24 protein-coding genes and 1 riboswitch are annotated in these 26770 nt (G+C 39.2%); of the genes, 7 read left to right on the forward strand and 17 right to left on the reverse strand.

Annotation, left to right across the window (positions count from 1 at the left end; genetic code table 11):
- Positions 1-10: 10 nt before the first annotated feature.
- A complete protein-coding gene (locus LCL91_RS15430) occupies positions 11-1054 on the reverse strand; it encodes a HEAT repeat domain-containing protein (RefSeq protein WP_224883625.1) in 1044 nt (347 codons plus the stop codon).
- Positions 1055-1079: 25 nt separating this feature from the next.
- Entirely contained in the window at positions 1080-2678 is a 1599-nt protein-coding gene (locus tag LCL91_RS15435; protein WP_224883626.1) for a diguanylate cyclase, read from the reverse strand.
- Between the two features lie 176 nt (positions 2679-2854).
- Here LCL91_RS15435 and LCL91_RS15440 point away from each other — a divergent pair, with 176 nt between their 5' ends.
- From LCL91_RS15440 to LCL91_RS15455, 4 genes are all read left to right on the forward strand, one after another.
- The gene (locus LCL91_RS15440) at positions 2855-4432 is read left to right on the forward strand and encodes an FAD-dependent oxidoreductase (protein ID WP_425589690.1); all 1578 of its coding nucleotides are present in this window, start codon (positions 2855-2857) and stop codon (positions 4430-4432) included.
- 131 nt (positions 4433-4563) lie between these two features.
- Positions 4564-4998 carry a MarR family winged helix-turn-helix transcriptional regulator gene (locus LCL91_RS15445; protein ID WP_224883628.1) on the forward strand — a complete coding sequence of 145 codons (435 nt, stop codon included), beginning with the start codon at positions 4564-4566 and terminating at the stop codon, positions 4996-4998.
- The gene (locus LCL91_RS15450; RefSeq protein WP_224883630.1) at positions 4988-6178 is read left to right on the forward strand and encodes an MFS transporter; all 1191 of its coding nucleotides are present in this window, start codon (positions 4988-4990) and stop codon (positions 6176-6178) included. The genes LCL91_RS15445 and LCL91_RS15450 overlap by 11 nt, the downstream gene beginning before the upstream one ends.
- Before the next feature lie 98 nt (positions 6179-6276).
- Entirely contained in the window at positions 6277-7590 is a 1314-nt protein-coding gene (locus LCL91_RS15455) for an alanine/glycine:cation symporter family protein (RefSeq protein WP_224883799.1), read from the forward strand.
- A 31-nt stretch (positions 7591-7621) separates the two neighbouring features.
- Here the strand turns inward: LCL91_RS15455 and LCL91_RS15460 are convergent, their stop codons facing one another.
- Both LCL91_RS15460 and LCL91_RS15465 read right to left on the reverse strand, forming a co-directional pair.
- Entirely contained in the window at positions 7622-8275 is a 654-nt protein-coding gene (locus tag LCL91_RS15460; RefSeq protein ID WP_224883631.1) for a histidine phosphatase family protein, read from the reverse strand.
- A gap of 123 nt (positions 8276-8398) precedes the next feature.
- Positions 8399-9727: a CoA-disulfide reductase gene (locus LCL91_RS15465; RefSeq protein WP_224883632.1), complete on the reverse strand. Its 1329-nt coding sequence runs from the start codon at positions 9725-9727 to the stop codon at positions 8399-8401.
- Positions 9728-9968: 241 nt separating this feature from the next.
- On the opposite strand from LCL91_RS15465, the gene LCL91_RS15470 reads away from it, so the two are divergent.
- On the forward strand, positions 9969-10964 hold the full coding sequence (locus LCL91_RS15470; protein WP_224883633.1) for an LLM class flavin-dependent oxidoreductase: 996 nt from the start codon (positions 9969-9971) through the stop codon (positions 10962-10964).
- A gap of 54 nt (positions 10965-11018) precedes the next feature.
- Here LCL91_RS15470 and LCL91_RS15475 read toward each other — a convergent pair whose 3' ends face one another.
- The 7 genes from LCL91_RS15475 to LCL91_RS15505 all read right to left on the reverse strand — a co-directional run bounded on the left by LCL91_RS15475 (position 11019) and on the right by LCL91_RS15505 (position 17143).
- Complete coding sequence (locus tag LCL91_RS15475; RefSeq protein ID WP_224883634.1) at positions 11019-12098, reverse strand: AI-2E family transporter; 1080 nt, start codon at positions 12096-12098, stop codon at positions 11019-11021.
- Between the two features lie 153 nt (positions 12099-12251).
- A complete protein-coding gene (locus LCL91_RS15480) occupies positions 12252-12746 on the reverse strand; it encodes an acyl-CoA thioesterase (protein ID WP_224883636.1) in 495 nt (164 codons plus the stop codon).
- A gap of 114 nt (positions 12747-12860) precedes the next feature.
- A riboswitch (cobalamin riboswitch) is annotated at positions 12861-13044 on the reverse strand.
- A 142-nt stretch (positions 13045-13186) separates the two neighbouring features.
- Positions 13187-13843, reverse strand: a complete 657-nt coding sequence (locus LCL91_RS15485) for a DsbA family protein (RefSeq protein ID WP_224883638.1) — start codon at positions 13841-13843, stop codon at positions 13187-13189.
- 15 nt (positions 13844-13858) lie between these two features.
- Positions 13859-14275: a DoxX family protein gene (locus tag LCL91_RS15490; RefSeq protein WP_224883640.1), complete on the reverse strand. Its 417-nt coding sequence runs from the start codon at positions 14273-14275 to the stop codon at positions 13859-13861.
- 109 nt (positions 14276-14384) lie between these two features.
- Positions 14385-14834 (reverse strand): threonine/serine exporter family protein, encoded by a 450-nt coding sequence (locus tag LCL91_RS15495; RefSeq protein ID WP_224883642.1) that lies wholly within the window; start codon positions 14832-14834, stop codon positions 14385-14387.
- Between the two features lie 15 nt (positions 14835-14849).
- A complete protein-coding gene (locus LCL91_RS15500; protein ID WP_224883644.1) occupies positions 14850-15611 on the reverse strand; it encodes a threonine/serine exporter family protein in 762 nt (253 codons plus the stop codon).
- Between the two features lie 146 nt (positions 15612-15757).
- Positions 15758-17143, reverse strand: a complete 1386-nt coding sequence (locus LCL91_RS15505; protein WP_224883646.1) for a tetratricopeptide repeat protein — start codon at positions 17141-17143, stop codon at positions 15758-15760.
- A gap of 715 nt (positions 17144-17858) precedes the next feature.
- Here LCL91_RS15505 and LCL91_RS15510 point away from each other — a divergent pair.
- Together LCL91_RS15510 and LCL91_RS15515 are read left to right on the forward strand one after the other, a co-directional pair.
- Positions 17859-19277: an alanine/glycine:cation symporter family protein gene (locus LCL91_RS15510; protein WP_224883648.1), complete on the forward strand. Its 1419-nt coding sequence runs from the start codon at positions 17859-17861 to the stop codon at positions 19275-19277.
- A 96-nt stretch (positions 19278-19373) separates the two neighbouring features.
- Complete coding sequence (locus LCL91_RS15515) at positions 19374-19547, forward strand: CsbD family protein (protein ID WP_224883650.1); 174 nt, start codon at positions 19374-19376, stop codon at positions 19545-19547.
- A gap of 43 nt (positions 19548-19590) precedes the next feature.
- On the opposite strand, the gene LCL91_RS15520 is transcribed toward LCL91_RS15515, so the two are convergent.
- The 6 genes from LCL91_RS15520 to LCL91_RS15545 form a co-directional block, all read right to left on the reverse strand.
- A complete protein-coding gene (locus LCL91_RS15520; protein ID WP_098446209.1) occupies positions 19591-20691 on the reverse strand; it encodes a toxic anion resistance protein in 1101 nt (366 codons plus the stop codon).
- An 18-nt stretch (positions 20692-20709) separates the two neighbouring features.
- Positions 20710-22323: a YceG family protein gene (locus LCL91_RS15525; protein ID WP_224883652.1), complete on the reverse strand. Its 1614-nt coding sequence runs from the start codon at positions 22321-22323 to the stop codon at positions 20710-20712.
- Positions 22324-22474: 151 nt separating this feature from the next.
- Positions 22475-23287, reverse strand: a complete 813-nt coding sequence (locus LCL91_RS15530) for an HAD family hydrolase (RefSeq protein ID WP_224883655.1) — start codon at positions 23285-23287, stop codon at positions 22475-22477.
- Entirely contained in the window at positions 23287-24372 is a 1086-nt protein-coding gene (locus LCL91_RS15535; protein WP_425589693.1) for a cysteine protease StiP family protein, read from the reverse strand. The genes LCL91_RS15530 and LCL91_RS15535 overlap by 1 nt, the downstream gene beginning before the upstream one ends.
- A 38-nt stretch (positions 24373-24410) precedes the next feature.
- Positions 24411-25754 carry a phosphoribosyltransferase family protein gene (locus tag LCL91_RS15540; RefSeq protein WP_369522964.1) on the reverse strand — a complete coding sequence of 448 codons (1344 nt, stop codon included), beginning with the start codon at positions 25752-25754 and terminating at the stop codon, positions 24411-24413.
- Positions 25681-26766 carry an HpcH/HpaI aldolase/citrate lyase family protein gene (locus LCL91_RS15545; RefSeq protein WP_369522965.1) on the reverse strand — a complete coding sequence of 362 codons (1086 nt, stop codon included), beginning with the start codon at positions 26764-26766 and terminating at the stop codon, positions 25681-25683. Before LCL91_RS15545 ends, LCL91_RS15540 begins: the two co-directional genes overlap by 74 nt.
- Positions 26767-26770 lie beyond the last annotated feature (4 nt).

Raw genomic sequence — 26770 nt, forward strand, 5'->3', positions numbered from 1 at the left:
AGAAAACACACTAGCGATAGACACGATCTACACCTCCTCTAACTAACCATTCTTTTGCAGTATCACGCGCAAATGGATCAAGATGAGTTGCTGCAACATCTTCCAACAACGCTCGACCGTTTTCTTGAGCTAGAAGCGATTCTGCTGCCGTGGTTCTAACCCACCAGCTTTCATCAGATAGAAGGTTTAACAAATCTTCGAGAAAACGGTGGTCTCTCACCAATTTAAACAACTTAGCTGACATCATTCTTTCTTGCCAGCTTTCTGCATGGAGTGATGCCTTAACCTTCATTGCATCTGTCACATAGCCAACTTTCACAAGAGACTTTAGTGAACGAATTCGAAATTCCGTGTCGTTTGACGTAATAAAAGATTCAATTGTTCTTAAATATTTATACTCTCCCAGCTCCCCCATTACTTCAATAAGAGCAAATTGAACCCGATCTGGAAAGTTACTGATTGAATCAATAAAGTAGTCTAAGTGAACATCATCCAGGCGCCGAAATAGATCCACGTAATAAAAGTTCGGATATTCCTTTTCTTCATCTAATAGAATCATATAAAGACGATCATCTTGTAAGTTTGCAAGAATCCGCAATACTTGAATCACTTCTAATTCGCTCGTTCGTTTGATGTCTAATAAATCCACACATTCTTCAACTAGCGAAATCATACGTAATTTTTCAATGCGATGTAGCGTGTTCATACGTATACTCCACCGATGATGATGTAGTCTTTTTTTATAATGACCATACAGCGTCTGTTCCACTAATGCTTCCATTTGATTAGTGGAAGCCTGCCCTTTTATTAGTGAATAATAGCGAGTAATGACTTCTTCAAAAGCTTCAATCATAGGATCATTTTCTGGTAGTCGTAACTTCTCTTTCCCTTGAGTAGCGCTGGCAATTTGTTCAAGATAATATCTTTTCCACTTACTCTTCTTCCTCTCAAAACGGTTCGATCGAACTTTCTGACCGATTAAGAAAAGAAAAAGAACGGTTAATACAACAAATAGGATTAAAAACACCTGAAAAATAATGAAAATAGCACTCATGCGTTCAATCGCCTCATTCTTTCTATTAGAGCATCTTCTGAATCAACCTTTTAATTCTTGCTTCTAATTCCCCTATACGAAATGGCTTTGTAATATAGTCATCGGCACCAAGCTCCAAAGCTTTAACAATATCTTTCTCCGCTTTGCGTCCTGTTAGCATCATTACGGTATATTTGCCTTGACTACTTTCCTGACGTAATTTCCGCAAAACCTCAATGCCATCCATTCTTGGCATAATTCCATCAAGTAAGACAAGGCAGGAAGATCCTAACTTATGCCAGCTATCTTCGAAGAAACTTTCGCCTTCACGATAGCTTTTCACTTCAATTTCATAGTTTTCATCCGGTTGAAACTGTTGGAGCTGAGATGTAAGTAGCGTCCGGATAATTTCATCATCGTCTACTACCGCAATGCGGATCGTTTTAACTGGCTTTATGTCTGTTAGGTTGCTTTCATAGATAACCATCTGATTTCGACCATTTGCCTTAGCTCGATAGAGTGCTTCATCCGCCTGGTCCAATAGTTTTTTATTAGTAGAAGCGCCGTCGATATCCACAATCCCTCCAGAAAAGGTTACCGAGAAAGTTTCTTCCTTAAACCGAAAGTTTTTTGTTCGAAACCCGTTTAACAACCTTTGTAGAAATTGGTCAGCTTGCACGGCTGTGGTATCGGGTAAAAGCAATACGAATTCTTCACCACCGTAGCGAATGAAAATATCCGTACGTCTTTTTTCATCGATGATATATTGAGAAAGTTTCTTTAGGACCTGATCCCCAATTAAGTGGCCAAATCTATCATTAATTGATTTAAAATGATCAATATCAAAAATAGCAAGCGAAGCTTTCTCATTATTTCTCATAAGATCATAGCGTATATAATTTAGCTGGCTATCAAGATATTTTCGATTATAAGCTCCCGTAAGCTCATCGGTTAATACAGAGTGGACTATAGTTTTTCTTTTGGCGATTTTTCCATTCACTCGCAAAAGATACTCCTCTAACGACACTTCATGATCCAGAAAATCATCCGATCCAAAACGATATCCATTAATGCGATTTGTAGCAGAACTTACTGAGTCAGTCATAATAAAAGGGATAAACTGTAACTCGGCTTTTTCTTTCACTTCATTAGCAATATCTGATTGATCCGTTTCAATTAACTGGTAGTCTACAATGATACAATCGGGATTCATATCATACAACGCAGTGTGTGCCTTCTTAAGATCCATCGCTGCAAAAACAATATAGCCCTCTTGTTCCAACTGAGCTTTTCGCTCAATTAGCACCATTGGGTTTGGGTTAATTAACATGATCATCTTCTGTATTGTTGACTCTTCTTCTTTTTCTTTATTTTCTATAGCCGCTTCTAGAATCTCCTCCATGACCGTGTCAAGAAGATGAATGGTTTCTTCCTTTGATACTATTCGTTCACTTTCAAGATTCATCTTGGACAATAACGCTTCCGCCTTATCAGCCGACACCTGATAGCCAACTGTTCCGGCAGTACCTTTGAATGTATGTAAAAAATTATATAATTCTTTTTCCGTCATACTTGCATTTCTTGAACTAATGTCGTCATACTTTTCTTTCATATTTGAAACAAACTTCTTTTTGTATTTCTCCAAGATAATGCCCCCTACTTAAAATAAAACGTAAATTTTGTCGAACTATTAAATATCTTCATCATAATTCAGTTAAAGTTCCTCTACAAGAAATATTGTGTCGATTTTCCATATTTTATTTAAATAATTCGATTGCACCCGTTCCTTTTTCACCCTTTTAATGAATGAAAAGGTTCTTGATGGAAAAAATAGGAGATAAACAAGAACTTATAGGGGGAATCGAATTGAACGTTAACAGCACATGGCCAGAAAGTCCTGAGCCGATCTGGCGAAACGATAGTCGCCATGAAAATAATCCAACACTTACTGAATCCATTTCCACTGACGTCGTGGTCGTTGGTGGTGGAATCACTGGTATAACAACCGCCTACCTTCTCTCAAAAGCCGGCAAAAAGGTAGTTCTTCTTGAAGCAGATCAACTCTTAAATGGGACGACGGGACATACGACAGCGAAAATCACTGCTCAGCATGACCTTATTTACGACGAATTATTTAACCACTTCGGAAAGGAGAAAGCGAGAAAATATTACGATGCAAACAACGAAGCGTTTCAGTTTATACGACAAACAATAGATGAGTTATCCATTCAGTGCTCTTTCACAGAGGAAGATTCCTACCTTTATACCACGACAGATAATTACGCCCGTAAACTAACGAATGAAATGAACGCTTACCATAAATTAGGGATTCACAGTGAATTTCAGAATCACCTCCCAATTGATATCTCAATTAAAGCTGCGATTGTAATGAAAAACCAGGCTCATTTCAATCCTGTAGCTTACCTTTCTCCTCTTGTACAGAAGATTAAAGAGCAGCAGGGTCAGATATTCGAACAAACCGTCGCAGTCGATGTGGAAAAAGGATTAAATCCTATTGTAGTGACAAAGAATGGAGCAAAAATCTCATGCCAAACAGTCATTGCTTGTACACATTTTCCATTTTATGATGGCAATGCTCTTTATTTCTCTAGAATGTATGCAGAAAGATCTTATGTCATTGCAGCAAAAACAAAGCAAGCATATCCAGGTGGCATGTATCTTAGTGCCGATATGCCAAAGCGCTCTCTTAGAAGCTATCAAATGAATGGAGAAACCATTGTTTTGTTCGGAGGTGAAAGTCACAAGGCAGGTCAAGGACATCAAGTGACAGATCACTATCAAGCCTTGAAATTTTTTGGTGAAGAAACATTTGGCTTGTCTAAAATAGTAAATAGATGGTCAGCACAAGACCTCTTTACTCTTGATAAACTTCCGTACATAGGGCCGGTCACAAAAAGCGAGCCAAACATCCTGATTGCAACTGGGTTTCATAAGTGGGGAATGACGAATGGCACGGCAGCAGCCTTACTATTCCGGGACTATCTGTTAGATAAAGACAATCCATATGTTGATCTGTTCTCTCCCTCTCGCTTTCATGCAGACCCAAGCATCAAAACATTTCTTGTGCAAAATGCAAATGTGGCTAGTGAATTTATTAAAGGTAAATTATCGTTCACAAAAGAAATTTCAGAACTTGGTAATGATGAAGCGGCAATTGTTCGAGTGAATGGGAAGAAAGCCGGTGCCTATAAAGGTCCTGAAGGAGATCTTCATGTAGTTGATACGACATGTACTCATTTGTATTGTGAAGTAAAGTGGAATGACGATGACCGTACATGGGATTGCCCTTGTCATGGTTCTCGTTTCAGTATTGATGGGGATGTGCTTGAAGGTCCTGCCGATAAGCCACTAATAAATTTAAAAAACGAGCTTGATTAGAAAAAGCCACTATTGGCTTTTTTATTTTTTTCTTAAGCACCTTTGCTTTACAACAGGTAAGAATGTCGCTAGACTGTACCTTATGTGATTATTTACCCAGGTAAATAAAAAGAACATTCCACGGAGGAAATATGATTTCAACTAGCGATATTTTTCACAACTTACATCAACAAGTTCGCTTTATCACAAAAGAAGTGAACGAATTGCTAAAAGACTACCACCTCTATAGTTCTCAATGGACCATTTTGTACTGCCTTGATCAATTTGGACCAATGAAACAAACAGACATTTGGAAGTATTTAAATGTTGAAGCACCGACAACCACTCGCACACTCGTGCGAATGGAAAAAAGCAACTGGATTACACGAAAAGAAGGTTCTGATAAACGGGAACGGATTGTTCGTCTCACGCAGGAAGCAGAAGACGTCTTACCTGTTATTAAAGAATCCATCCAAAAATTGGAAGAGTCGCTCCTCTCGCAATTATCATCTGAAGAGCAAGCTCATTTTTATTATCTTTTAAAACAAATTGGAGCAAAGAAAGGAGAGGAGCAACATGTCTACTAAACAACCGATTTGGACCAAAAGTTTTTTAAATATCTCCATTAGTAATCTATTTATTTTCATCGTTTTCTATGCGCTACTAACACTACTTCCAATTTACGTAACAGAAGAAATTGGTGGGAGTGAATCTGAAGCTGGTCTTATCATTACAATCTTCTTGTTATCTGCCATTATTGTGCGACCTTTTTCTGGTAGATTAATTGATCGGTTTGGTAAAAAGAAAATGCTTGTCACAAGCGCAGCTTTTTTTGCAGCAGCCTCCTTTTTATACCCATTAGTCGATAACTATGTTGCGTTGCTTTTTCTTCGCTTCTTTCATGGGGTTTGGTTTAGTATTGTGACAACCGCAGCTGGCGGTATTGCAGCAGACACCATTCCACGTGAACGACGTGGAGAAGGCCTTGGTTACTTTGCGATGTCTATGAATCTAGCAGTTGTTACAGGACCATTTATCGCCCTTACGCTTCTTCAATATGTTTCATATATGACAATCTTCCTTGTCCTTAGTGGGGTTATGACGATTGGCGTTCTCTGTACACTCGGGGTGAAAGTCATTGAAAATAGTGAACCCGCACCGACACATAAATTAACGTTCAATGATCTTTTTGAGAAAAAATCATTTCCTATTGCAATCGTTGGACTCTTCGTCGCATTCTCATATGCGAGCGTTATTTCATTTATTTCGCTCTATGCGAAATCCATCGGTCTTCTTGAAGCTGCAGGATTCTTTTTCGCCGTATTTGCTGTAGCGATGCTCGTCTCAAGACCTTTCACTGGCAGAATGTTTGACGTAAGAGGACCGAATACGGTCATCTTGCCTGCATTCGTTCTATTTGCGCTCGGTCTCGTTACACTTAGCTTAACAACCGAGTCATGGATGTTACTTCTTGCTGGTGCGTTAATCGGGTTAGGTTATGGCTCAATTGTCCCAAGCTTTCAGACGTTAGCCATACAAGCAGCTCCTGAATCAAGAAGTGCACACGCCACTGCCACGTTTTTCACTTTTTTCGATACGGGAATTGCAACCGGATCGTTTATACTTGGAATTATCGTAACCACTTTAGGATATGCAAATCTTTACATGATGCTCGGCATCTTTGTTATTGGAATTTTATTCTTTTATCAATGGATCCAAAAACAGAAGAAAACAGAAAAACGTCTTCAATCACAAACAAATTACTAAGGAAATGGTTACCATAGTGATTTAATGGGTTGAAGTATAGTGAAAAAGTAAGCTATCATTGGAGAATCTTATTTTTTCATGAGAGCGAGTTGACAACAGTGCAAGCAATAGAAGCGATAAATGAGATTCTGTGGGGACCTATTATGATTTCCCTTCTTCTTGGAACTGGACTATTCTTCACGATACGTCTTGGATTTATCCAGTTTACAGGTTTAAAAGAAGGGTTTCGTCAAACATTTGGCCCCCTTTTCTCGAAAAAGAAACAAAACGGCATTTCATCTTACCAGGCACTCTCAACAGCCATTGCCGCTCAAGTAGGAACAGGAAACTTAGCCGGGGTGGCCACTGCTATTGCAGCAGGTGGACCAGGAGCTATTTTTTGGATGTGGATCTCTTCCTTTCTTGGAATGGCCACGATCTTTGCGGAAGCTGTGCTAGCTCAGAAGTTTCGCGTTAAAGAAAACGGAGTTGTGAAAGGTGGGCCTGCTTACTATATCCGCGACGGGCTAGGTAGTAAAAAACTAGCGGCTTTCTTTGCCATAGCCATTATTTGCGCTCTTGGATTTGTCGGGAATATGGTGCAATCCAACTCAATAGCAGAAGCATTTCAAACCGCCTTTCAAATTCCACCGCTTGTGATCGGTTTCGGCGTTGCGATATTAATTAGTTTAATTCTATTCGGTGGTATCAATCGCATCGCCCGATTTGCAGGAAATGTTGTTCCAATCATGGCGTTACTCTACATCATTGGGGCCCTTATGATTCTTGTCTTACATTTTGATCAAGTACTTCCAGCGTTATCACTTATCGTGGAGTCAGCTTTCACTCCTGAATCTGCTGGAGGCGGAGTGCTTGGTGCTTCTATTAAAGAAGCCATTCGATATGGCGTTGCAAGAGGGCTATTCTCCAACGAAGCAGGTATGGGGTCAACACCTCACGCTCACGCTGTGGCAGAAGTGAAGCATCCTGCCCAACAAGGATTTGTTGCCATGGTCGGTGTTCTAATCGATACCGTAATTATTTGTACTGTTACAGCCCTTGTTATTCTTGTAACGGACGGGGCAAGTTCTAATTTAACAGGCATCGAATTAACTCAGGCTAGTTTTACTAGTGGGCTCGGAAGCTTTGGTGTTTATTTTATTGCGTTTAGTTTATTGTTCTTTAGCTTTACAACGATTTTAGGATGGGCTTACTTTGGTGAAACAAACGTAAACTATTTATTTGGTGAAAAAAGTGTGCCGTATTATCGTGCCGCTGTGCTTATCTTCATCGTCCTTGGGACTGTCTTAAACGTTCCGTTCGTTTGGCAACTTGCCGATACATTTAACGCATTTATGGTATTACCGAACGTCATTGCTCTGATCGCTTTAAGTAGCGTTGTCAAAAAATCATACAAAGAACTTTCTCAATAGAAAAAAGCGGTGCTGCACCGCTTTTTTTTATTCAATCATTTAAATGGGCATTAAGATTCAGACTACGTATGAGAATATCATCACCATCCACATCGAGAACATTGATACCTGTATTATCTTGAAAGATGCGACGATAGTTTGAAAAAGGCATCCCTAGTATACCTGCAAGGAAGAAGCGAATGGTGTTGTTATGAGCGACAACAAGTACAGTTTCACCGGGGTGTTTGTCACTAACTTCCTTAAAGAAAGAAGATGCTCTCTCATACATTTCACGAGCAGTTTCACCCGTTCTGCCAGCTTTTGTTTTCCAGGGATTCGCCATCCAATTCTCCCATGAATCTGGATCTTCTTTTATAAACTCGGCTTTTGACCGTCCTTCCCACTCGCCAAAATCCCCTTCATAGATCCGTTCGTCTAGTTGAATCGGTAAGTTTCGTTCTCCTAAAATAAGTTCAGCTGTATTACGTGCTCGAATCAATGGGGAAGCATATGCTCGGTCAAATGCCACCGAACTAAGAAAGTCGCCTGCATTCTTCGCTTGGGCGATGCCTTCTTTAGAAAGGCCAATATCCGTTCTCCCACAATAGAGGTCTCCTGCTGCATTCCATTCACTTTCGCCATGGCGAATGAGGTATATACGCGTATAATTTTGGTCTCCATTTATCTCAATCTTTTTGTTAATCACTACTTTTTCACTCTCTCCTACACATTTTCTATCCTTTATTATGGCTATCGTAAGGTTAGGATGCAAGCATCGCAGAATATAAAAGAAATCCTCTGGCATAGTGTGATGCCAGAGGACATACAATTATAAAGCCGCCTGGAGACCGGCCTGATTAAGAAAATTCCAAGGCTTATTAAAGTGTGGCTGGAAAAAGAAATCAATGTATCCTAGTTCATCAATTGTCATGGAGTTTTGAATGCACACAGATAGTGTATTAATCGATTGCGTTACATCAGCTTTAGAGATCACCTGCGCACCTAAAATTTTTCTACTCTCTTCTTCATAGACAACTTTTAACGTAATGACTTCATAATCTGGCATAAATTCAGGCCGGTTATTTTCTTTTATTGTGATTGTTTTCACATTTTTGCCCACACGAAGTGTTGCCTTCTCAGTTAGCCCAGTAGAAGCCATGCTATAATCAAAAAGATGCAAGCCTGATGTCCCTTGAGTACCCATATATCTAGTAGTAGGCTCCATAATGTTCTGTCCAACAAGTGTTCCCATTCGAACCGCATTTGTAGCTAGAGGAATATATGCATTTTCGCCAGTTGGATTATAACGAATCGCACAGCTATCGCCCGCAGCAAAAATCGTAGGTTGACTCGTTCTCATATATTCATCCACAATAATGGCACCGTTTGCCATCATATCTACCTGACCTTTAAGAAGATCTGTATTTGGACGAAAACCTACTGAAAGGATAACGAGATCTGTTTCATATTCACCTTTAGTTGTTACCACTTTAGAGACGGTCTCTTCACCTTCGAAGCGCGTTACAGTTTCATCAAGAGCAAGCTTTATCCCACGCTCTCTAAAATCTTCTTCTATAATATTGGTGAATTCAGGATCAAGATACTTACTTAAAATACGGTCTTCTCCATCGATAAGCGTTACTTCTTTTCCATATTTCCGAAAAGCCTCTACTAATTCAACTCCAATATAGCCTGCACCAATTACAGTTACGCGCTTAGCATCTTTCGCTTTTTCAATAATTGTATTGGCTTGGGTGTAATTTTTTGATAAAAGGATATTATGAAGTTGAATTCCTTCAATTGGCGGTACGATTGGCCATGAACCAGTCGCCATCACTAGTTTATCGTAATCATCATCAAACACTTCGGCTGTATCTAAATTTTTAATGCGAATACAGTTATTTTTAGAATCAATTTGCAATACTTCGTGTTTCATTTTCATCTTTACGCCCATCTCTTCTAATGCTTCTGGAGATGAGTAGAATAACCCTTGAGGATCCTTTACAACTCCACCTACGTATAGAGCAATTCCACATGATAAAAAGGATACATTATCATTACGCTCATAAACAGTAATACTAGCTTCTGGATAACGCCTTGCTATATTTGTAACTGCCGCTGTTCCGGCATGTGTACATCCAACAACTGCTACTTTCATCAATATTCCTCCTCATTAAATTGTGAATGATTTCACATATAAAACAATGAGTATGTGATGTTTTTCACAATTTCTATATTTTTAGTATATGACATCTTCTCCAAAGTCGCAATCACTTTGCTCACTATTTCACATTTCATTAAAAAAAGAAGTCTTATCACTATACCATCCCTACTTAAAGCGTTAGGATAGAATGAGATTGCTTATACTAACATAGAGAATAGAAGGAGATGCAGGACGATTGATAAACTTAAGTATTCTTGATCAAGCTCCCATTCCCTCAGGAAGTGACTCATATACAACCCTTGAAAATACACGAAACCTTGCTATTTTAGCAGAAGATCTAGGATATAAACGATACTGGTTTGCAGAACACCACAGTACAAAAGGACTAGCTAGCACAGCTCCTGAGATTATGATGGCACATATAGCAGCCTCAACAAATCGCATTAAAGTAGGTTCTGGAGGTGTCTTACTCCCACAATACAGTCCTTTTAAAGTAGCCGAAAACTTTCGTCAGTTAGAAGCGCTGCACCCTGGTCGAATTGACCTCGGCGTAGGACGTTCTCCTGGAGGTACAGCAAAAACGAGACTCGCTTTAACAGATGGCGTAAATAAAAGCTTAAATGAGTTTCCCCGTCAGTTAAAAGAGCTTTCTCACTATTTAACTGATTCCATGCCTAGCGGACATGAATATGCTGGTATCAAAGCAGCACCACAAACGAACACCCCGCCTTCTCTCTGGCTTCTGGGCATGGGAGAAAATAGTGCAAAAAAAGCAGCAGAGTTAGGAATTGGCTATGTTTTTGGCCACTTCATTAAACCCGATCGAGGAAAAAATACGTTAAAAACCTACTATGAGTTGTTCAAATCAACCTACTATAGTTCATCCCCTTCAGCAATCATAGCGCTTTTTGTTGTTTGTGGAGAAACAGATGAACATGCTGAGGAACTTGCTCAAAGCCAGGACCTCTGGCTTTTACGTGTTGAAAAAGGCCTCGATAGCCGTATTCCCTCTCCTGAAGAAGCAAGGAAATATCGATATACTGCTTCCGAAAAGGGAAGGATAGAAACAAACCGAAAGCGAATGATTATTGGTTCTCCCTCTACAGTTAAAAAGAAAATCGATGACTTGGCCGAGCTTTATGAGACAGAAGAATTTATGGTACTCACAAACTTACACGACCCTAAAGAACGGAAAAATTCATACGAACGCCTTGCACACCTTTATTTATAAAGATACCTAAAAGACAAACTCCCCTATTCTTAAACGAATTAGGGGAGTTCATCGTTATTCAGTTAATTCAGATCGATGCCGTATGCGATAGAATTCATAGAAATTCTTAACAATGACTTTAATAACTGAATAAAGTGGGATAGCAATCAGCATTCCTATGAAGCCATATAAAGCAGCTGCTACAATGAGTAGTAGAATAATCGTTAAGGGATGAATGTTTAACCTTTTGCCGAGTACTACAGGCGCTACCAAATTTCCTTCTAATTGTTGAACGACTATTGTAATAATAATCACATACAACGCTAAAATAGGTTCTTGAGTTAAAGCCACCACAAGTGCTGGGATAACTCCAATGATAGGTCCAAAGAATGGAACCACAGCTGTGACCATAACAAACAGTCCTAATATTAATGCATAAGGTAGGCCGATAATTAAATAGCCAAAATACATTAAGATTCCGTCTACAATCGCTACAATTATTTGCCCAATGATATAAGCAGATAGCGTTTCATCTATCTTATGAAGAATCTTTCTTCCTTCCCCTTGATGTTTATTAGGGATTAACTTCAACAGAAAAGGACTTAATTTGTGATCATCCTTAAGGAAATAAAACAGAACAAAAGGCACAATGACAAGAACTGTGGTGGCACTTGTTAATGCACTCACAACTTGCATGATATGATCACCCAGATTTTGTGTTAAATTTCCTAAAAAGCCTGTTGCTTTTTGTTGGAGGTTTTCTACCGAAAACATTCCCATATCCTTATTCTCCATCATCTTTTCTGCATCTTTTGCTGATTCCTTCAACTTCTCAGGTAATTCCTTTGAAAACTCAGATACCTGGCTTTGAATCGGATTTGCTAGAAAAGTAAAACCTGTATAGAGGATACCTGCAATTGCCAAAAACACGACTAATATCGCGGCAAGATCCGACACATAGGGAACTTTCTTCATTAACTTAACAATTGGCTTAATCGCATAATACAAAAAGCCAGCAATAAGAACGGGGTAGAAAAGTGTACCGATAATTGTTTTTACTGGTTTTACTAAACCTAACTCCGTTAAAAAGAAGAAACAAATTAATAATAGAATTATACCTGTAATATACTTAAAAAAATCATGTTTAATCCACATTGGTCGTCTCCTTTGGTTATTTCGTTCCACTCTAACTCCTATACCACTCAACTATCTTTTCCTAACTTTGTTTTCAAAAAAAGTTTCTTATTCCAAGTAATCAGGGTGAGAACGAAAGAAAGGAGAGACGGATAACTCCGCTCTCCCTTTTTGTTATAACATGGTTAAAATTTCTGCTAAGTTCTTACTTGTTCCTTTACGTTCCAATCGTTTTTGAGCTCGTTTTTGCGCCAGCACATTAAGTTGCCTCTCCCCTTCTGTTTCTGGTTCGATTCCAGGGACTTGCATCGGCTTTCCTTCAAGCAAAGCAACAAACGAAATAAAGCACGTAGCTGCTATACGATTTGCACCTGTCAATAAATGTTCAGCGGTTACTTTCACGAAAACTTCCATAGAACTTTTTCCTGTCCAAATGACAAATGCTTCATAATGAATCGAATCTTCTTCAGTAATAGGGTGCAAAAACTCAACTGTATCCATCGATACCGTGACGCATTCTAAACGAGAATGCCTTGTTGCTGCGATTGATGCTAACATATCCATGTCCGCAAGTAATTTCCCTCCAAATAACGTTCCGTGACTGTTCAAGTCCGGTGGAAAAATACGACTGCTCTTATAGACTCTTGATTCGCTTACTGTCTTTTTCATATCCTCTCTCCTTTTCCAAACAATAAAAAAATGCATCCTCTTCACATAAGAGCATGCATAACGAATAGGCATCATCTAGCCTTCTCGATACACCCCCCTATCATCCGTAGGTCAATCAGTGCTTTAGAAAAGGCAGGTCTCCTGACTTGAAGCTTCTTTGAACGAATACTCCTTCCCTATCATTGATAAGTGGAATAACGCATCGTTTATACTTCTTACAGTGGCGGGACCGCATTGGATTTACACCAATTTCCCTATTATGTACTGGATTCAGCACACCTTTTCCATATTATTCAATTGTACTTCTTCATTCTTTACTTCTTTCTTTACAAAGTCAAGACACGTCCTTAATCAAACGTTTGTTTAATCTCTTTTTTGTTAATCAAACGTTTGTTTAACAAAATGTTTTAAAAAAAAGACGCCATTAAGGCGCCTAATACTCATTCACTCGTAGAGTTCTCAACCATATTCGTTAATTCTGATAGGCTGTTTCCCTCGAATCGTTTTTCATCAACGAGTAAGGCAGACGTTGCCGAAACATTTTGCTTGTTTGCATAAGCAAGATCGGCTTTCACTGCTTTTTCACCTGCTCCACTTTTATATGCAGCAACAACCTGATCTGTTTCTTCCTCGCTCACCAAACCACTAAGAGTTTCTGTTAAAAACGACAAAGTTGCCTTGTTTTTATCTACCTGAAGCTGATCATAGACAACGTGGTGAAATTGCCAGAAAACATCGTTTCCAAGCTCTTGATAAACCACTTCAGCAAACTCAGCTGCTCTAGTTGAATCCTCATCTACAAATGGGTGCTGAACAAAATAAAATTTAACTTTCCCCGTAGCAATCAGTTTTTCTTGAATCAATGGAAAGAAAGAATCATTAAATGTTTGACAGGAAGGGCATCGATAGTCTCCGAAAGCCACCAATTCTACCGGAGCCGTTTCTTCTCCTAGAAAAGGTTGATTTTCTAATTGAAAACCTTTCGTATCAGCAAATGGCTTAAATCGCATGCTAATAACCAAAAGAACAAGCACAATACCTACAACTAAGAAAAACCATCTGGCACTTCGTTTTAACTTCTTTTTAGGTTTAGCCACTTACTCACTTCCTCTTTAATCCTTCGATTCCGACTCCTGGTTAAACGGTAACGACTTAATCAAGCAGTTGGAAAGGCTATAAGGTCCGCCTCCACTTAAAAAAAGCGAGACCGACATCGCTAGAAAAGCGATATCTAACTCATAGCCGCCAAGCATACCTGTTGACCTTTTTACTGTAAGAAGAGCGCCGATTAGAATCATAGAAAATAACACGCTAATGAAACGTGTTCCTATGCCAAGAATCATTAGAATTCCTCCAACGATCTCAATGACAGCAACAACATAAGCTAGAAAACCAGCAATCCCAATTGTTTCAAAGAAGGCTATCGTGTTTTCAATACCTCCAGAAAACTTTAAAAATCCATGAACCAAAAAAAGCACACCTACGACCAATCGAATTATTAACAATCCGAGATGGGGATAGGTTTTCATCGTTGATCCTCCCCAGATACTAACATTATTTGACACCGTTCGACAGAGTCATCCGCTTAAACGTTATCATAGGGAATGGCTATGACGCAAAAGGATTACGACCTATTTTTTACTGTTTTTGACGTCTCGTAAGTGTTGAATGACGAATGATCTGGTTAATCACTTCTGAGAATACTAATCCGACTGCAATCGAACCTGAAATCATAAAAGCTTTTGCTGCAAGGTTAATGGCATTGTTATAGTCATTTTGGACAAAATTTCGCATCGCATCATACGCTAATCCACCAGGAACAAGCGGAATAATTCCCGCTACGCTAAAAATAATAACGGGCGTCCGGTACATTTTTGCAAAAAACTGACTAATCACAGCAATAAAGAAAGAAGCAGTCACTGTTGCAACGACTACATCGATTCCTGAAGCTTCCATAACATAATAAATCATCCAACCGCACATACCGACAAACCCACCTTTTATTAGGGAGGATTTCGGAGCATTAAACAACAAGCCAAAAGCTGCGCTTGCCACAAAGCTCGTTACAATCTGAGCAACAAATGTCATTTTCTTACTTCCTTTCTACAAAAATGATACGACAAGCGCAATACCTGCTCCGATCGCAAAAGCTGTTAAAAATGCTTCTGCGCCTTTTGATAACCCGGAGATAAGATGTCCAGCCATCAAATCTCTTACGGCGTTCGTAATTAACAACCCCGGAACAAGTGGCATAACCGAACCAATAATAATTTTATCGAGTTGTTCACCAAGTCCTGTCGTAACAAATAGAACAGCAAGTAAACCAATTACGAACGAAGCAAGAAATTCAGCAAAAAACTTGATGGGCACGAGACGATTAAATAGAGTTACACTATAAAAGCCACCTCCGCCAGCAAGAACGGCAGGCACAAAATCATTCCACTGTCCTTCGAACATAATTAAAAAACAACCGCTGGCAACCGCAGCAGCAATGAATTGTTTCGGAAAGGTATAGCGCTCGGTCATCTTATCAAGACGATAAAGCTCATTGTATGCTTCTTGAATTGATAAACCGCCGCTACTAATCCTTCTGGAAATACTATTTACTTTTGTCACCTTATCGAGATCAGTCGTTCGATCTGATATGCGGATTAATTGCGTTTTAGAAGGTTCAGGACCTTCAATTGAAAAAATAATACCTGTTGGTGTTACGTAACTATTCGAATGAGATGCCCCGTAAGCGTCCGCTATTCGTGTCATTGTATCTTCTACTCGATATGTCTCTCCACCGTTTTGTAGCATGACCTTTCCTGCCAATAGACACACTTGTATAATGTCGTACGCATAACTTGATTGATTTTCCATACCTCGCTCCTGACAAGCTAAAAATAATCTTAATGACACTTAGTTTATATGAACCTGCTAATATTTATCAAATATTAACGTAGTCACCCTTTCGATTATTTAAAACGTTGAGGAAAAGAGAAAATAGCGCAAGGCTTAGCCCCGCGCTATTGCTGTGAAGTCCTTTGCATCTGTGAATAGATTGACATATACGTATTGGACTCTTCCACCTTACCCATCTCACGGTAAACTTTCGTTAACCATTGTACTGGAGTTGGGTCTGTTGGATGAAGCTCCATCTCCCAATCGAAGCAGGTAATCGCTTCGTCATACTGCTTCATTTTATGATAAAGTTTTCCTAGCTGAAATTGCTTATCTGGATCATCCTGAATATCTACCATCGTTTGCACCGTTGATAGTATTGAGAGATCATTGTTTTTCTCAATAAAAGGCTTCACCCAACTATAGACGTAGCTTAATCCAAAGTCATGAAGCATTCTTGGTATAAGCGCATGAAGCAAACCATCTAGGTAAGACCGATTTTCTTTATGTCCAAGTAAATTTTGTAGAGAAATGAAATCAATAGCTGCCAAGGAGATGCTTTCATCTTGAAAGGCTTTTAGTAATAGTTCATATTCACTTTGTAAGATCGATCGCTGTTTTTCGGATAATAAATGAATCGCTTCGCTTGTTTTATTCAAATACATGAGCGCTTCAAAAGCATTTTTCCTGAGTTGTAAGTGGTGAGGCGCTTCAGCGTACATTAACCAAAGCAGACGAGCTCTCTCAGGTTCAGAGAGTGTGACATGGATAAGGGATTGTGGGTCCAATTCTTCCTCACAAGGAGACTGGAGATAAAGGTGGAGTCGCAATGCGGATAATTCAAACATACGTTTTTCTTTACGAAAGATCGTTTCAAGAGAGGTGTGATTTAGCTTCAAATCGTCGTAAGCTTTGATTTCAGCAAACAGGGGATCTGCCTCTACAAGCTCACTGGAATCTCCTTCATATATATTTCTTATTGTTTGGTATTCTAACTTGCGCGCTAGTTCAAGTGCCCACTTATTTGTTGGATCAAAATGTAGCATCGTAGCTAGAATTTGAAACGCTAAGCGCAATTGCCCGTTCCGTCGGTACTCGTAGAAGTGCTTACGCATTAACTTGATAATCGTATCGTTTGAGAGAAATGAGTCAAAGTAAGAAAAGATAAAGGCTGTCTCTTGAGGAGTGTAATGCTTTTGGACAGATTGAAAGACTTGCTTAGTGGATTTGAGGAGAAGCGTTCGATTAGACAAAAAATGATCAATAAGCGGATGTGAAGCTTGAAGAACGATGCCATTTTGGAAAGCTTTCTCAACGAGAGAATCACTCTTCATTTCGGCTGTTTTTCCTGTAATAAAATCATCTTTATAGAAGAAAAGATAAAATTTATTTCCGTCTACCTTCTCTGCTTCAAGAATTTTTATTCTGTGATGAATCGCAAGGCGTTCAACACGTAATTGGACTTGTCGTTGATTCGAGATGACAGTAACACTTTGAGGTTGCTCGATCATTGAAATCCCTCCCGGGCAGAGCTGTATTTAATACCTTCCACTTTCATTCTACCACTCTGTTGCATAGGAATAAAGCGAACAATCCCTCCCTGCAAAAAGTAAATCGAACAAACGAATTTAAGAGAGAAAGGCTTGCCTCCCTTCTAGCTTGCGTATCCAGATCAATACCAATTGATTTATTTCGGAATCGATCGAACTTTCTACCTGATTTTTGTAAATATTTATCATACTTGAGAATCGATTTGGAACAGCGTGTTCTTTACTTGAATGTATTTATCTTATTTGTATTCTCATTTCGATCGACAGGTCTGTTGCCATGAATCATCACAGTAGCAGGAGACTTCCCTTCCATTCCAGAAGGTTATGAAAGAGTAGCAAATTTAACAGCTCCTCCTTACAATCCATTATTAAGGAATTTTTTAATCCGTGTCATTTCATTATACTTCATCCTCGCTGTAGTCATTTGAGTTTACATACCAAGTTTTATAATGTTAGATTTTCTAACATTATGCGTTACTACTTTATCAAAGAGCATGTATAATGAATATTTGTGCGACAGATTCTAACGTATTGTTTTTATTGTCAGAAAATACATTATTTTTTCCATTATTTTAAAAAAGATTCCTAGCCCGCGTTAGATTCTGAACAAATAAGGGAAGTGTGATAATATCTTCCATTCCTCTTTCCTAAATCTTTTTATAGAAGGGACTTACATATGGATATTCTAAAAACGATTGTTGATGCTGGTAATGAACTCATTTGGTCAAACATTCTAATTGTTATTCTCATTGGTGTCGGTCTTTATTTCACGATTCGCTCGCGCTTTGTTCAATTTCGTCTGTTTGGAGAAATGTTCCATGTGTTAGCTGAAAAAGACACGATGAAAGGAAGAAAAAACTCAGTCTCGAGTTTACAAGCTTTCTTCATTAGTACGGCATCTCGTGTTGGTACTGGTAATCTTGCCGGAGTTGCTTCTGCTGTTAGTATTGGTGGTCCCGGTGCTGTTTTCTGGATGTGGGTCATTGCTCTACTCGGAGCAGCTAGTGGATTTGTCGAGAGTACGCTTGCTCAAATCTATAAAGTTCGTGATGGAGATGACTTCCGAGGCGGACCTGCTTACTATATGCAGCGCGCATTAAATGCTCGTTGGTTAGGGATCATTTTCGCTGTTCTAATTACGTTCAGTTTTGGACTTGTATTTAACTCTGTTCAATCAAATACGATTGCACTTGCCTTTGAAAATTCTTTTGATGTAAACCGATGGGTATTAGGTGCAATTTTGACTGTGGCAACTGCCATCATTATTTTCGGTGGCGTTCGTAGAATTGCAGTCGTTTCACAGATCATTGTGCCAATAATGGCTGGCATTTACGTCATTGTTGCAGCTTTTGTTCTAATCGTTAACTTTACTGAAATCCCTGCAATGATTGCTCTTATTTTCCAACACGCTTTTGGATTTAAAGAAGTAACTGGAGGAGGAGTTGGAGCTGCAATGCTACTAGGTATTAAACGCGGTCTCTTCTCTAACGAAGCAGGTATGGGTAGTGCTCCAAACGCAGCAGCTACTGCGGACGTGTCTCACCCGGTAAAACAGGGTCTCATTCAGGCGCTTGGTGTGTTTGTTGATACGTTATTAATTGCAACAGCTACAGCCTTTATGATTTTAATGTCAGACGGTTATGTTGACTCAAAGCTAGACGGTGTCCAACTGACACAAGAAGCAATGAACCAGCATTTAGGTAGTGGTGCAGGAATCTTCGTTGCCATCGCCGTTCTTCTATTCGCCTTTAGTTCCATTATTGGTAACTATTATTATGGTGAGACGAATATCGAATTTATTAAATCTAGTAAAACCGCCCTTCTTATTTACCGACTCGCCGTACTTGCTATGGTCATGTTTGGTGCTAAAGCTGGTTTTGGTATCGTGTGGGGCATGGCTGATCTCTCCATGGGACTCATGGCGCTTCTTAACTTAATTGTTATCTCAATTATAGGTAAAGTTGCCTTTGTTGCTCTTAAAGATTATCGAGATCAGCGTAAAGCTGGGAAAGATCCTCAGTTCTATGCGGATACAATTAAAGGATTAAAATCAGATATATGGACGAATAAGCCAGTGAAAAACAAATCCAACTAAATGACTATTTTTCACCCCATGAAGGAAAAGCCTGTTTGGTAACTCCTTTCATGGGGTATTTTCTTCTATAGAAACACGAAAGGAGCGGTTTATCTTATGAGTAACAATAAAGGGTTAAGTGACAAAGTAAAAGGTGCTGTTTCCAAAACAAAAGGTGAAGTAAAAGATCAGGTTGGGAACGCAAAGAATGACCATCACCTTCAAGAAGAAGGTAAGCGCGATAAGTCGAAAGGCGAATACCAGGATCGTAAAGGAAATTTAAAGAACTAAGAAAAAGGAAAGGAGAGCAAAACCGCTCTCCTTTCCTTTTTTTTTAGGATCGACCTGAATTATTCCCGATCTTCTTCATATTATCTTGAAGTTCTAAAATACGCTTCGTACCTTCATCACGTAAACGTTTATTTTCATCCTCAATCGCACGCGTTTCTTCCATCCCTTTGACGATTGTGTTCCAGGATTCTTCAATCGTTTCAATCTTCACACTCGGTCTACCTGACAACTTCGCAATCTCTACACTTTGATTTGAGATATTCTGCGCATTGTTTTTCAACATTTCATTTGTACGACGGTCCAGCTCATTCATAGAGTCGGCAACAAGCTTTTGGCGCTTCGCTGTTACAGCTTGAATGACACCATTTTTGAAAACCGGAATGGTAATAATGAAGGCTGAATTGATTTTGCCGATCAACTTTGTATTTCCTCGTTGCAGAAGACGAATTTGTGGAGCTGTTTGAATGGCCACCATTCTTGCCATTTCAAGATCATAGATGCGTTCCTCAAGCGTTTGAATGGCATTATTTAACGTATCCAGTTCCATTTGCGCCATCTGATCACCAGCGCTAACTTTCTGCTGAATAGCAGGAACTTTGTCTTGAAGCTCTTCAAGTTTAATTTGACCTGCAACTACGTATTTCTCTAGTTCCACATAATAGTTTAGATTATGTTGGTACATTTCATCTAGTGTACCAGTTGAACGTGACATTTCATCTTTATATTTCGAAATTTCAACATGTACTTTCTCAATTTCTCCACCAAGCGTTTGATATTTGCCAAAAATCTTCTCAACCATATCATTGCCTTTTTTGAAGAATTTTGAAAGAAAGCCTGTTTTCGGCTCTTCAAAGTCTTTTTTATCGAATCGATCCATAATTTTCCCGAGCTGCTTCAGCATTTCGCCAGAATCAGTAACGCTTGTAGTGCGCATCATCGATAAAATTTTATCAGAGAACTTCGAAATCTCAACAGCAGGTTCTTTACCGAACTCAAGTAAAGCCATTTGATCTCTTACATCAATTTCACCGGCGAGCTTCTGAACTTCTTGCTCCTCGCGAAGCTTTAGACGGACATCTTCTGCCTTCGCTTCTGTGATCTCTTCATTTTTATCAAGCGTTGTTAAACCTGTTTCATTCGTCATGGACGATCACTCCTATGATTATAATTTAATTGATTTAAACAGCTTTCGAAAAACAGAGGGTTCTTTAAAATCCTGACGATATGCCATTTCTTCTAGCCAATGAATATCAAATTGATTTGCATCAATAAAGCGCTCGATACATTGGTGTCCTGGTGGATTGTAAAGAATAATATCAATACCAAATTCATTTAGCAGATGTAAAACGGCTGCATCGGATCGAGAAAGCGTGCCATTCATTTCTGTATTATATAAAACAACTTTTGGTACTTCCTGAGAATAATCAAACGTTTGAATTAAATGAACAAACTCTTCAGGAATATTAGTTGTTTGGGAAAAAAGATAAAGTTTTATTTCTTCTTCTGACTCATTACCTTCAGGAAGTAACTTAGGATTGTTGCACATTCTCGAAATCGCCTGTCCAATTGCCTTTTGCGTTTCATTTGGCAAGTGCTTATATTGCCACCAATTACCTTGCATCATGATTTCCGGATCCAATACACCTTCTTGATTTAACGCATGTTGATAGTGAAACTTTTGGTTGGCTCTCGTTTCCTGAGTAAAGGGGAATTGACGTATCATAACAGTTGATTTCATTTCGCTGATATCTTGAAGTCTGTTCCAATATTCCTTCTTATTCTCAGAAACTCCCATAACCTTAGCAAATAAAGACGGGATGTGAACGCTTCCGTTATCCACTTTGAAATTTGGCCGAATGAATGCTTTTTCCTTTGCAATTAAGAACAATTCATCATAGGTGGTTTTTAATGTAACGGACTTTGGAGCATAACTTCTTAATTGCCACGGTTTAAACAACTGGGAGCCTTCATGATGAAGAACCGTGTCCATTTCTTTCGTTGCCCGATAGGCCACAGTAGAACGCCTCTCCGGCTTTTCGATCGGAAAATCTTCTAGTTTAGTAGTTGCAGGTAGTTTGCGCTTCTCCATAAAATCTCCATTCGGATCGATTTCCTGAAACGAATCGATACCTTCAGGATGGAAATAAAGCACATCACATCCAAGTTCAACCAAATAAAGTAAGAAGTATTGCTGACTAGTTGTTGCTTCTCCGTACCAAACAACACCGGGCATTTTGATTTCAAACTGAGTTTCTGCTAGCCAAGGTTCAAGGTGATTCCATGTCCATTTCATTAAGTCAACAAGGACCCTGCGGAATTCAGGATGACTAAATCCCTCCTCGTGCTGTTTTTCGAAAAGAGTAAGGATTGCAATTAATGACTTTCGTAGGTGGCGATTTAAAGATGGATTTTGATGAGACGGAATAAGCTTAGCACCTTCTAAGAAAGCAACGAACCGATTTGCCGAGAGTCCGTTTTCTTTTTGGTTAATCGAATGGATCGATTGGATCGCTTGAAGTCTCTCAGGACTTATCACTTTGTTCAATTCTTCGCTTAGCACATGAAATTGATTTGACTTGTACAGATCATGCAATTGTAAGAAGTAGTCATTCTCATCATAGTAGCTTCCGAGAAATCTACCAACTATTTGCGTAATGTGTAGTTCTTTTCCATTCTCATAAAAATCACGCTCTGGAAACGACTGAAGTAACCGTTCTTTTAAATTCTCATCATCAAGCGATGCTTTTTTGATCAGAATTTGATCATAGTAACTCATGGTGTTCTCCCCGCTTTCTCATTCCTTTCCGGAGGATGGTCTATTAGGATCAATCCTCCTTACATTCCTACACTTTTTAAAACGTAGTCGCGCTCTTTCCATCAATATAACATTTTCTATCTTTCAGAATAACATACTATTTCTTCCATGCTTAACTGTTTTGTTCTGAAAAACGCTTGCTTGATGACAAGTCTTCCATAATCGATAACAGAATCTCGTCCGAAGCAGCCATCCCATGTGCTTCTGTTTTATGTAAATCTGGATAGCTTTCAAGAACTTCACCATGCAACGGAACAATTCCATAGTCGCCATGCTTAATAAGCTCATAGTCTAATAATGAGTCTCCGGCTGTATAAACGTAAGAAAGCCCCAGCTCATTTTTCAGATACTCGACCGCTTTCCATTTGTTTACTGGATTTGGGACAAAGTACAGCTTTCTTCCTTGAAGACTCGGTTGCCAACCTTGTTCACGTGCCCATTCAAACAATGAAGAAAGTTCTTCTCGGGATACTTGCTCACGGCGAATAATGAGATATATAAAGAGATGATCGGCCTGGCGAATTCGCTCCACCCAGTTCCCTGTCATTCGTTCCTCTAGTTGACGGATAAAAACAGGAAGAGATAAACACGTTTCGAGAGAGGCTTTTAACTGATCTGACCACTCCTTTACTACTTTCCCATTCTTTAAAATATAGCCGCCATTGCTTGTCACTGCATACTCTGGTTGAATGGCAGTTTGAAAAAGTGTAATTCGTTGGTACTGTTCAATCGTTCTCGTTGTAACAGGAATAAAGTAGATGTCATTATTCAGTTGCTGCAAAGCTTTACGCGAATAACTCGAAATATAAGAAATATCTTTTCCATCAAGCGTTTCAATCAAATGAACGTCTGTTGTAGTAGTAGGAACAATCATGCGATGAGAATAAATTAAAGTGCGATCTAAATCGCTCGCGAAAGCCCTCATTATTCTTTCTCCAGTGGCTTAATGAGCCCACAGCATGAATAAGACATATTAGAGTACTCTTCTATTGGCACGCCCCGATCCCTTGCCAAAATGAGAATATGTTCAAGATTCATTTCAGCGTTTGGGTGAACGAGGATCTTCCAGGGCACCCGTCGTAGCAAAACTCTCGTTGTTTCACCAACACCTGGTTTAATAAGGTGATTATTCGTTATACCAAAATCGCGCTGGATATTCTCAATTGATTCTAACCCTTTCCATTCAGGCTTCCGCTTCTCCTTAGCAATCGCTTCGAATCCGCTTTTTACTTCGTTCTGTATGAAAGGAAACTGACTGCAAATCGTATCGACATACAAATTTGAAACATCTTCTGAAGACAGCTCTGAGTAGTACTTCGCTCCATGGAAATCCCCTTTATGAATCCAACGTTTATTTAACACGGTACGACTAACAAGTCCTGAAACAGTTGAATTTAGACAAGCACTTGGAATAAGAAAATCTTCTCGCGTTCCAAAGAGAGACGAGCAATCACCCGGATCAGCTAATACAGCTAATTCACTTGATAGATTCGCTCCTGTCATTTTATTAAATTCAGAAACTGACTTCGTTAATTCGTTTGTAATCGCTCCTTTACCCGTCCAACCATCAATAAATGAAATTGAGTAACCAGGATGTTCATTTAATATATATCGAAGCGCTTCCTCATCAATCCCTCTATCGCGAATGATCGAAATGCTGTAATGAGCAAAATTTTGATCATACTTATAAGCAAGGTAGCGTTTGATCAGAACCCCGATTGGCGTTCCTGCTCGAGCTAAAGAAGCCAACACGGTTTGAAAGCCTCTTTCCGCTACAATTTGTTCGGCCACCACACCTACAGCTACGGCGACTTTATGTTTTGTTTCCTCAAGTGAAGCGTAGAACAGTTTCATGTATTCTTCAGTAGGCTTATATTCAATTGGTAGCATTTCTGAATAGTGAGTGCCTTGTTGAATCGCTTGCTCTCTTTCATCGGTGCTTTTTTCCATCGTTATTTCTGATAAATCTTTTAAAAGAAAAGTGACATCTTTCTCAGGATAGCTTCCCATTCTTGTAATCTGTGCAGTCAATTCTTTCATTCCTTTCTTCACGAACATGAAACGATATGAACCGTTTTGATTTCTCGTTCTTTTAATAATGATGCGATTTCCATAGCATTGTCGTCTGACACCCATTTTTCAAAGAAAATAAATACCTCGTCATATTCGCCTTTTGGAATGTTATAGACATAGTGTTGAATAGTATGATCTTCTGGATTTTGAAAAGTGAACCCTTCTGTTATGGCATAATCCTTTAGCTTAACCGGTTGGATTGGACTTCTCGTAGTAGAATGATAGGAGATATCTCCATCCAAGTAAGAGGCAATCTTCATTGGAATGTACATAAACTCGCCCGTTCCAAGACATAATGTCTTTCCACCATGGTGTTCTTTGTTTAATAGCTCTGAAGCCTTCTGACATGATTCTTCTATCACCGCTTTATCCGCTTCGTTAAGGCCAAACCTCCCACTATAAGAAAGGTAGCCGTTCTGGGGTGAAGAAAGAAATACAGATGCCAGGTTTATTCGATTGATAACCGTTTCCTTACTCGGATCTTCATTAGCATGAAACTCATTGATCGGGCGTTCTAGAGGCTTCCCTTCAAACGCAATCGTTCCTTTAAGAAGAGATTCAACACGTATTGTTATACCGAGCTCTTTTTCCAATGTCTGATATTGTTTCATGTTATCTTCGGATCGCCAATCTAATAAAGAAAGGACCGCATAATGCTCGCGAGGATATTTAGCGTGAAGCTCGCGAATAATGTTAAGACATGTTTTGCCCGTCGTAATTTCATCATCCACCAATAGGATTGGATTGGATTTCTCAAGAATCGATCGATTAGCATAACAGCGTTGATCTACTGCATGTGAGTGTTCTTCTTTAAAATTGAACTCTGGTACAAGATCACCTATATTCTCACGGGTTGTGTGGATATAATAGCCTTGTTGGAAGCAATCAAATACTCCATGACCAAGTGCAGTCGCCGTTTCAGCAAACCCAATGACAATCGGGGCTTCTAGAAGAGCAAGTGAATTCTTTTGCAACAGCTCGTAAGCCTTTTGAATGTCTTCGTTTTGATCACTTAAAAAACCATCACGAATTTCTGAAAGATCATGAACCGAGTGCCCTGTGACTCGTTCATAATATGTAGAAGCAAGAAGGCCTGAAGCAAGCAGTGGTGTATACGGATTGACTGGAAGATGCTTGCCAAGTATTTTACTAACAAATAAAAAGCCTCGTTTTTTATTGATGCGTGCTGCCATGTTGAAAAACTCAGCAATTGGAATATTTAACGCATTTTGAGTAATCTCAAGATTAACGTTCATATCCGACAGGATCGGAATATGGTACTGTTTCGGTAAGCATTTTGAAGAAATTATACTTGTCATGATACACCCCATAGATCGTTGATTTCGCCATAACTTTTACTGCCCACTTATAATGTGGCTTAATCTCATTCATTTTGTTTTGAGAATTACTTTTTAGAACGCCGATATCGCCATTTGCATTCTCTAGAATACTAACAGCATCGAGATATTCTTCTTTTGACACAACATTTACGCTTTGAACAACGTTTAGGTGTGAGGGATGAATAACCGTCTTTCCGATTAAACCATTCGTTAGATCAAGCAAGGTCTCATTTAATAGTCCAGTATTATAATCAGAGACGTTCTGCTCTCCATGCTCTCTTAATTCCTGTCGATGATTGAAATACTCCCAAACAGGACCAGAAACGACAAAGCTTCTCCCAAAATAGTTGACCACATCTGCTATAAAATCTCGCATTACTGAAATATCATAAATCGTTGACTGTGCACTTCTACGTATTCCATAAAGTCCACAAAGATCTGTGGCCCCGATACGTACATTTAGTATGGAAGATTCATATTCTTGGAACAATAATGAAAGTGAATGGAACTCCGTATAGCGAGTTTCCTTATAGAAAAGCTCTGGAGACTCTAATATTGGCATCCCGTATAATCGTGTTCCTGCGGTCATTTCCACATCTCTTAAAGTATGTAAGTAATCTCTACCATTACTTGTGGAGAACTTAGGAAACACAAATCCTGTTAGATAATGTATGGAAGTTTCTAATTTTCTTGCCACTTCTTTTAGTTGATTGGCAGAGCGAACGCGAATAAATAAGAGGGGTAAGCTCTCCCAATTTAATTTCCCGCAAACCATCGCTTCTTCAATGGCTGATAGATGTTCCACCGTTTGATCGATCGCCTCATCGACACGGTTGTCACCAATCGCATCTTCAAGATCAAGAACAATTGTCACCACTTCTTTATACTTTTCTTGGATCACGATCGTTGCAATATCTTTTCGTATTGCAGGCATATATAAAGCAGCGCCAACCGCATAAGCAAGCTGTTCTCGTCCTACATGTTTACTCATTGGA

Origin of the sequence: Guptibacillus hwajinpoensis, assembly GCF_020171785.1 — a bacterium.
GTDB lineage: Bacteria > Bacillota > Bacilli > Bacillales > Guptibacillaceae > Guptibacillus > Guptibacillus sedimenti.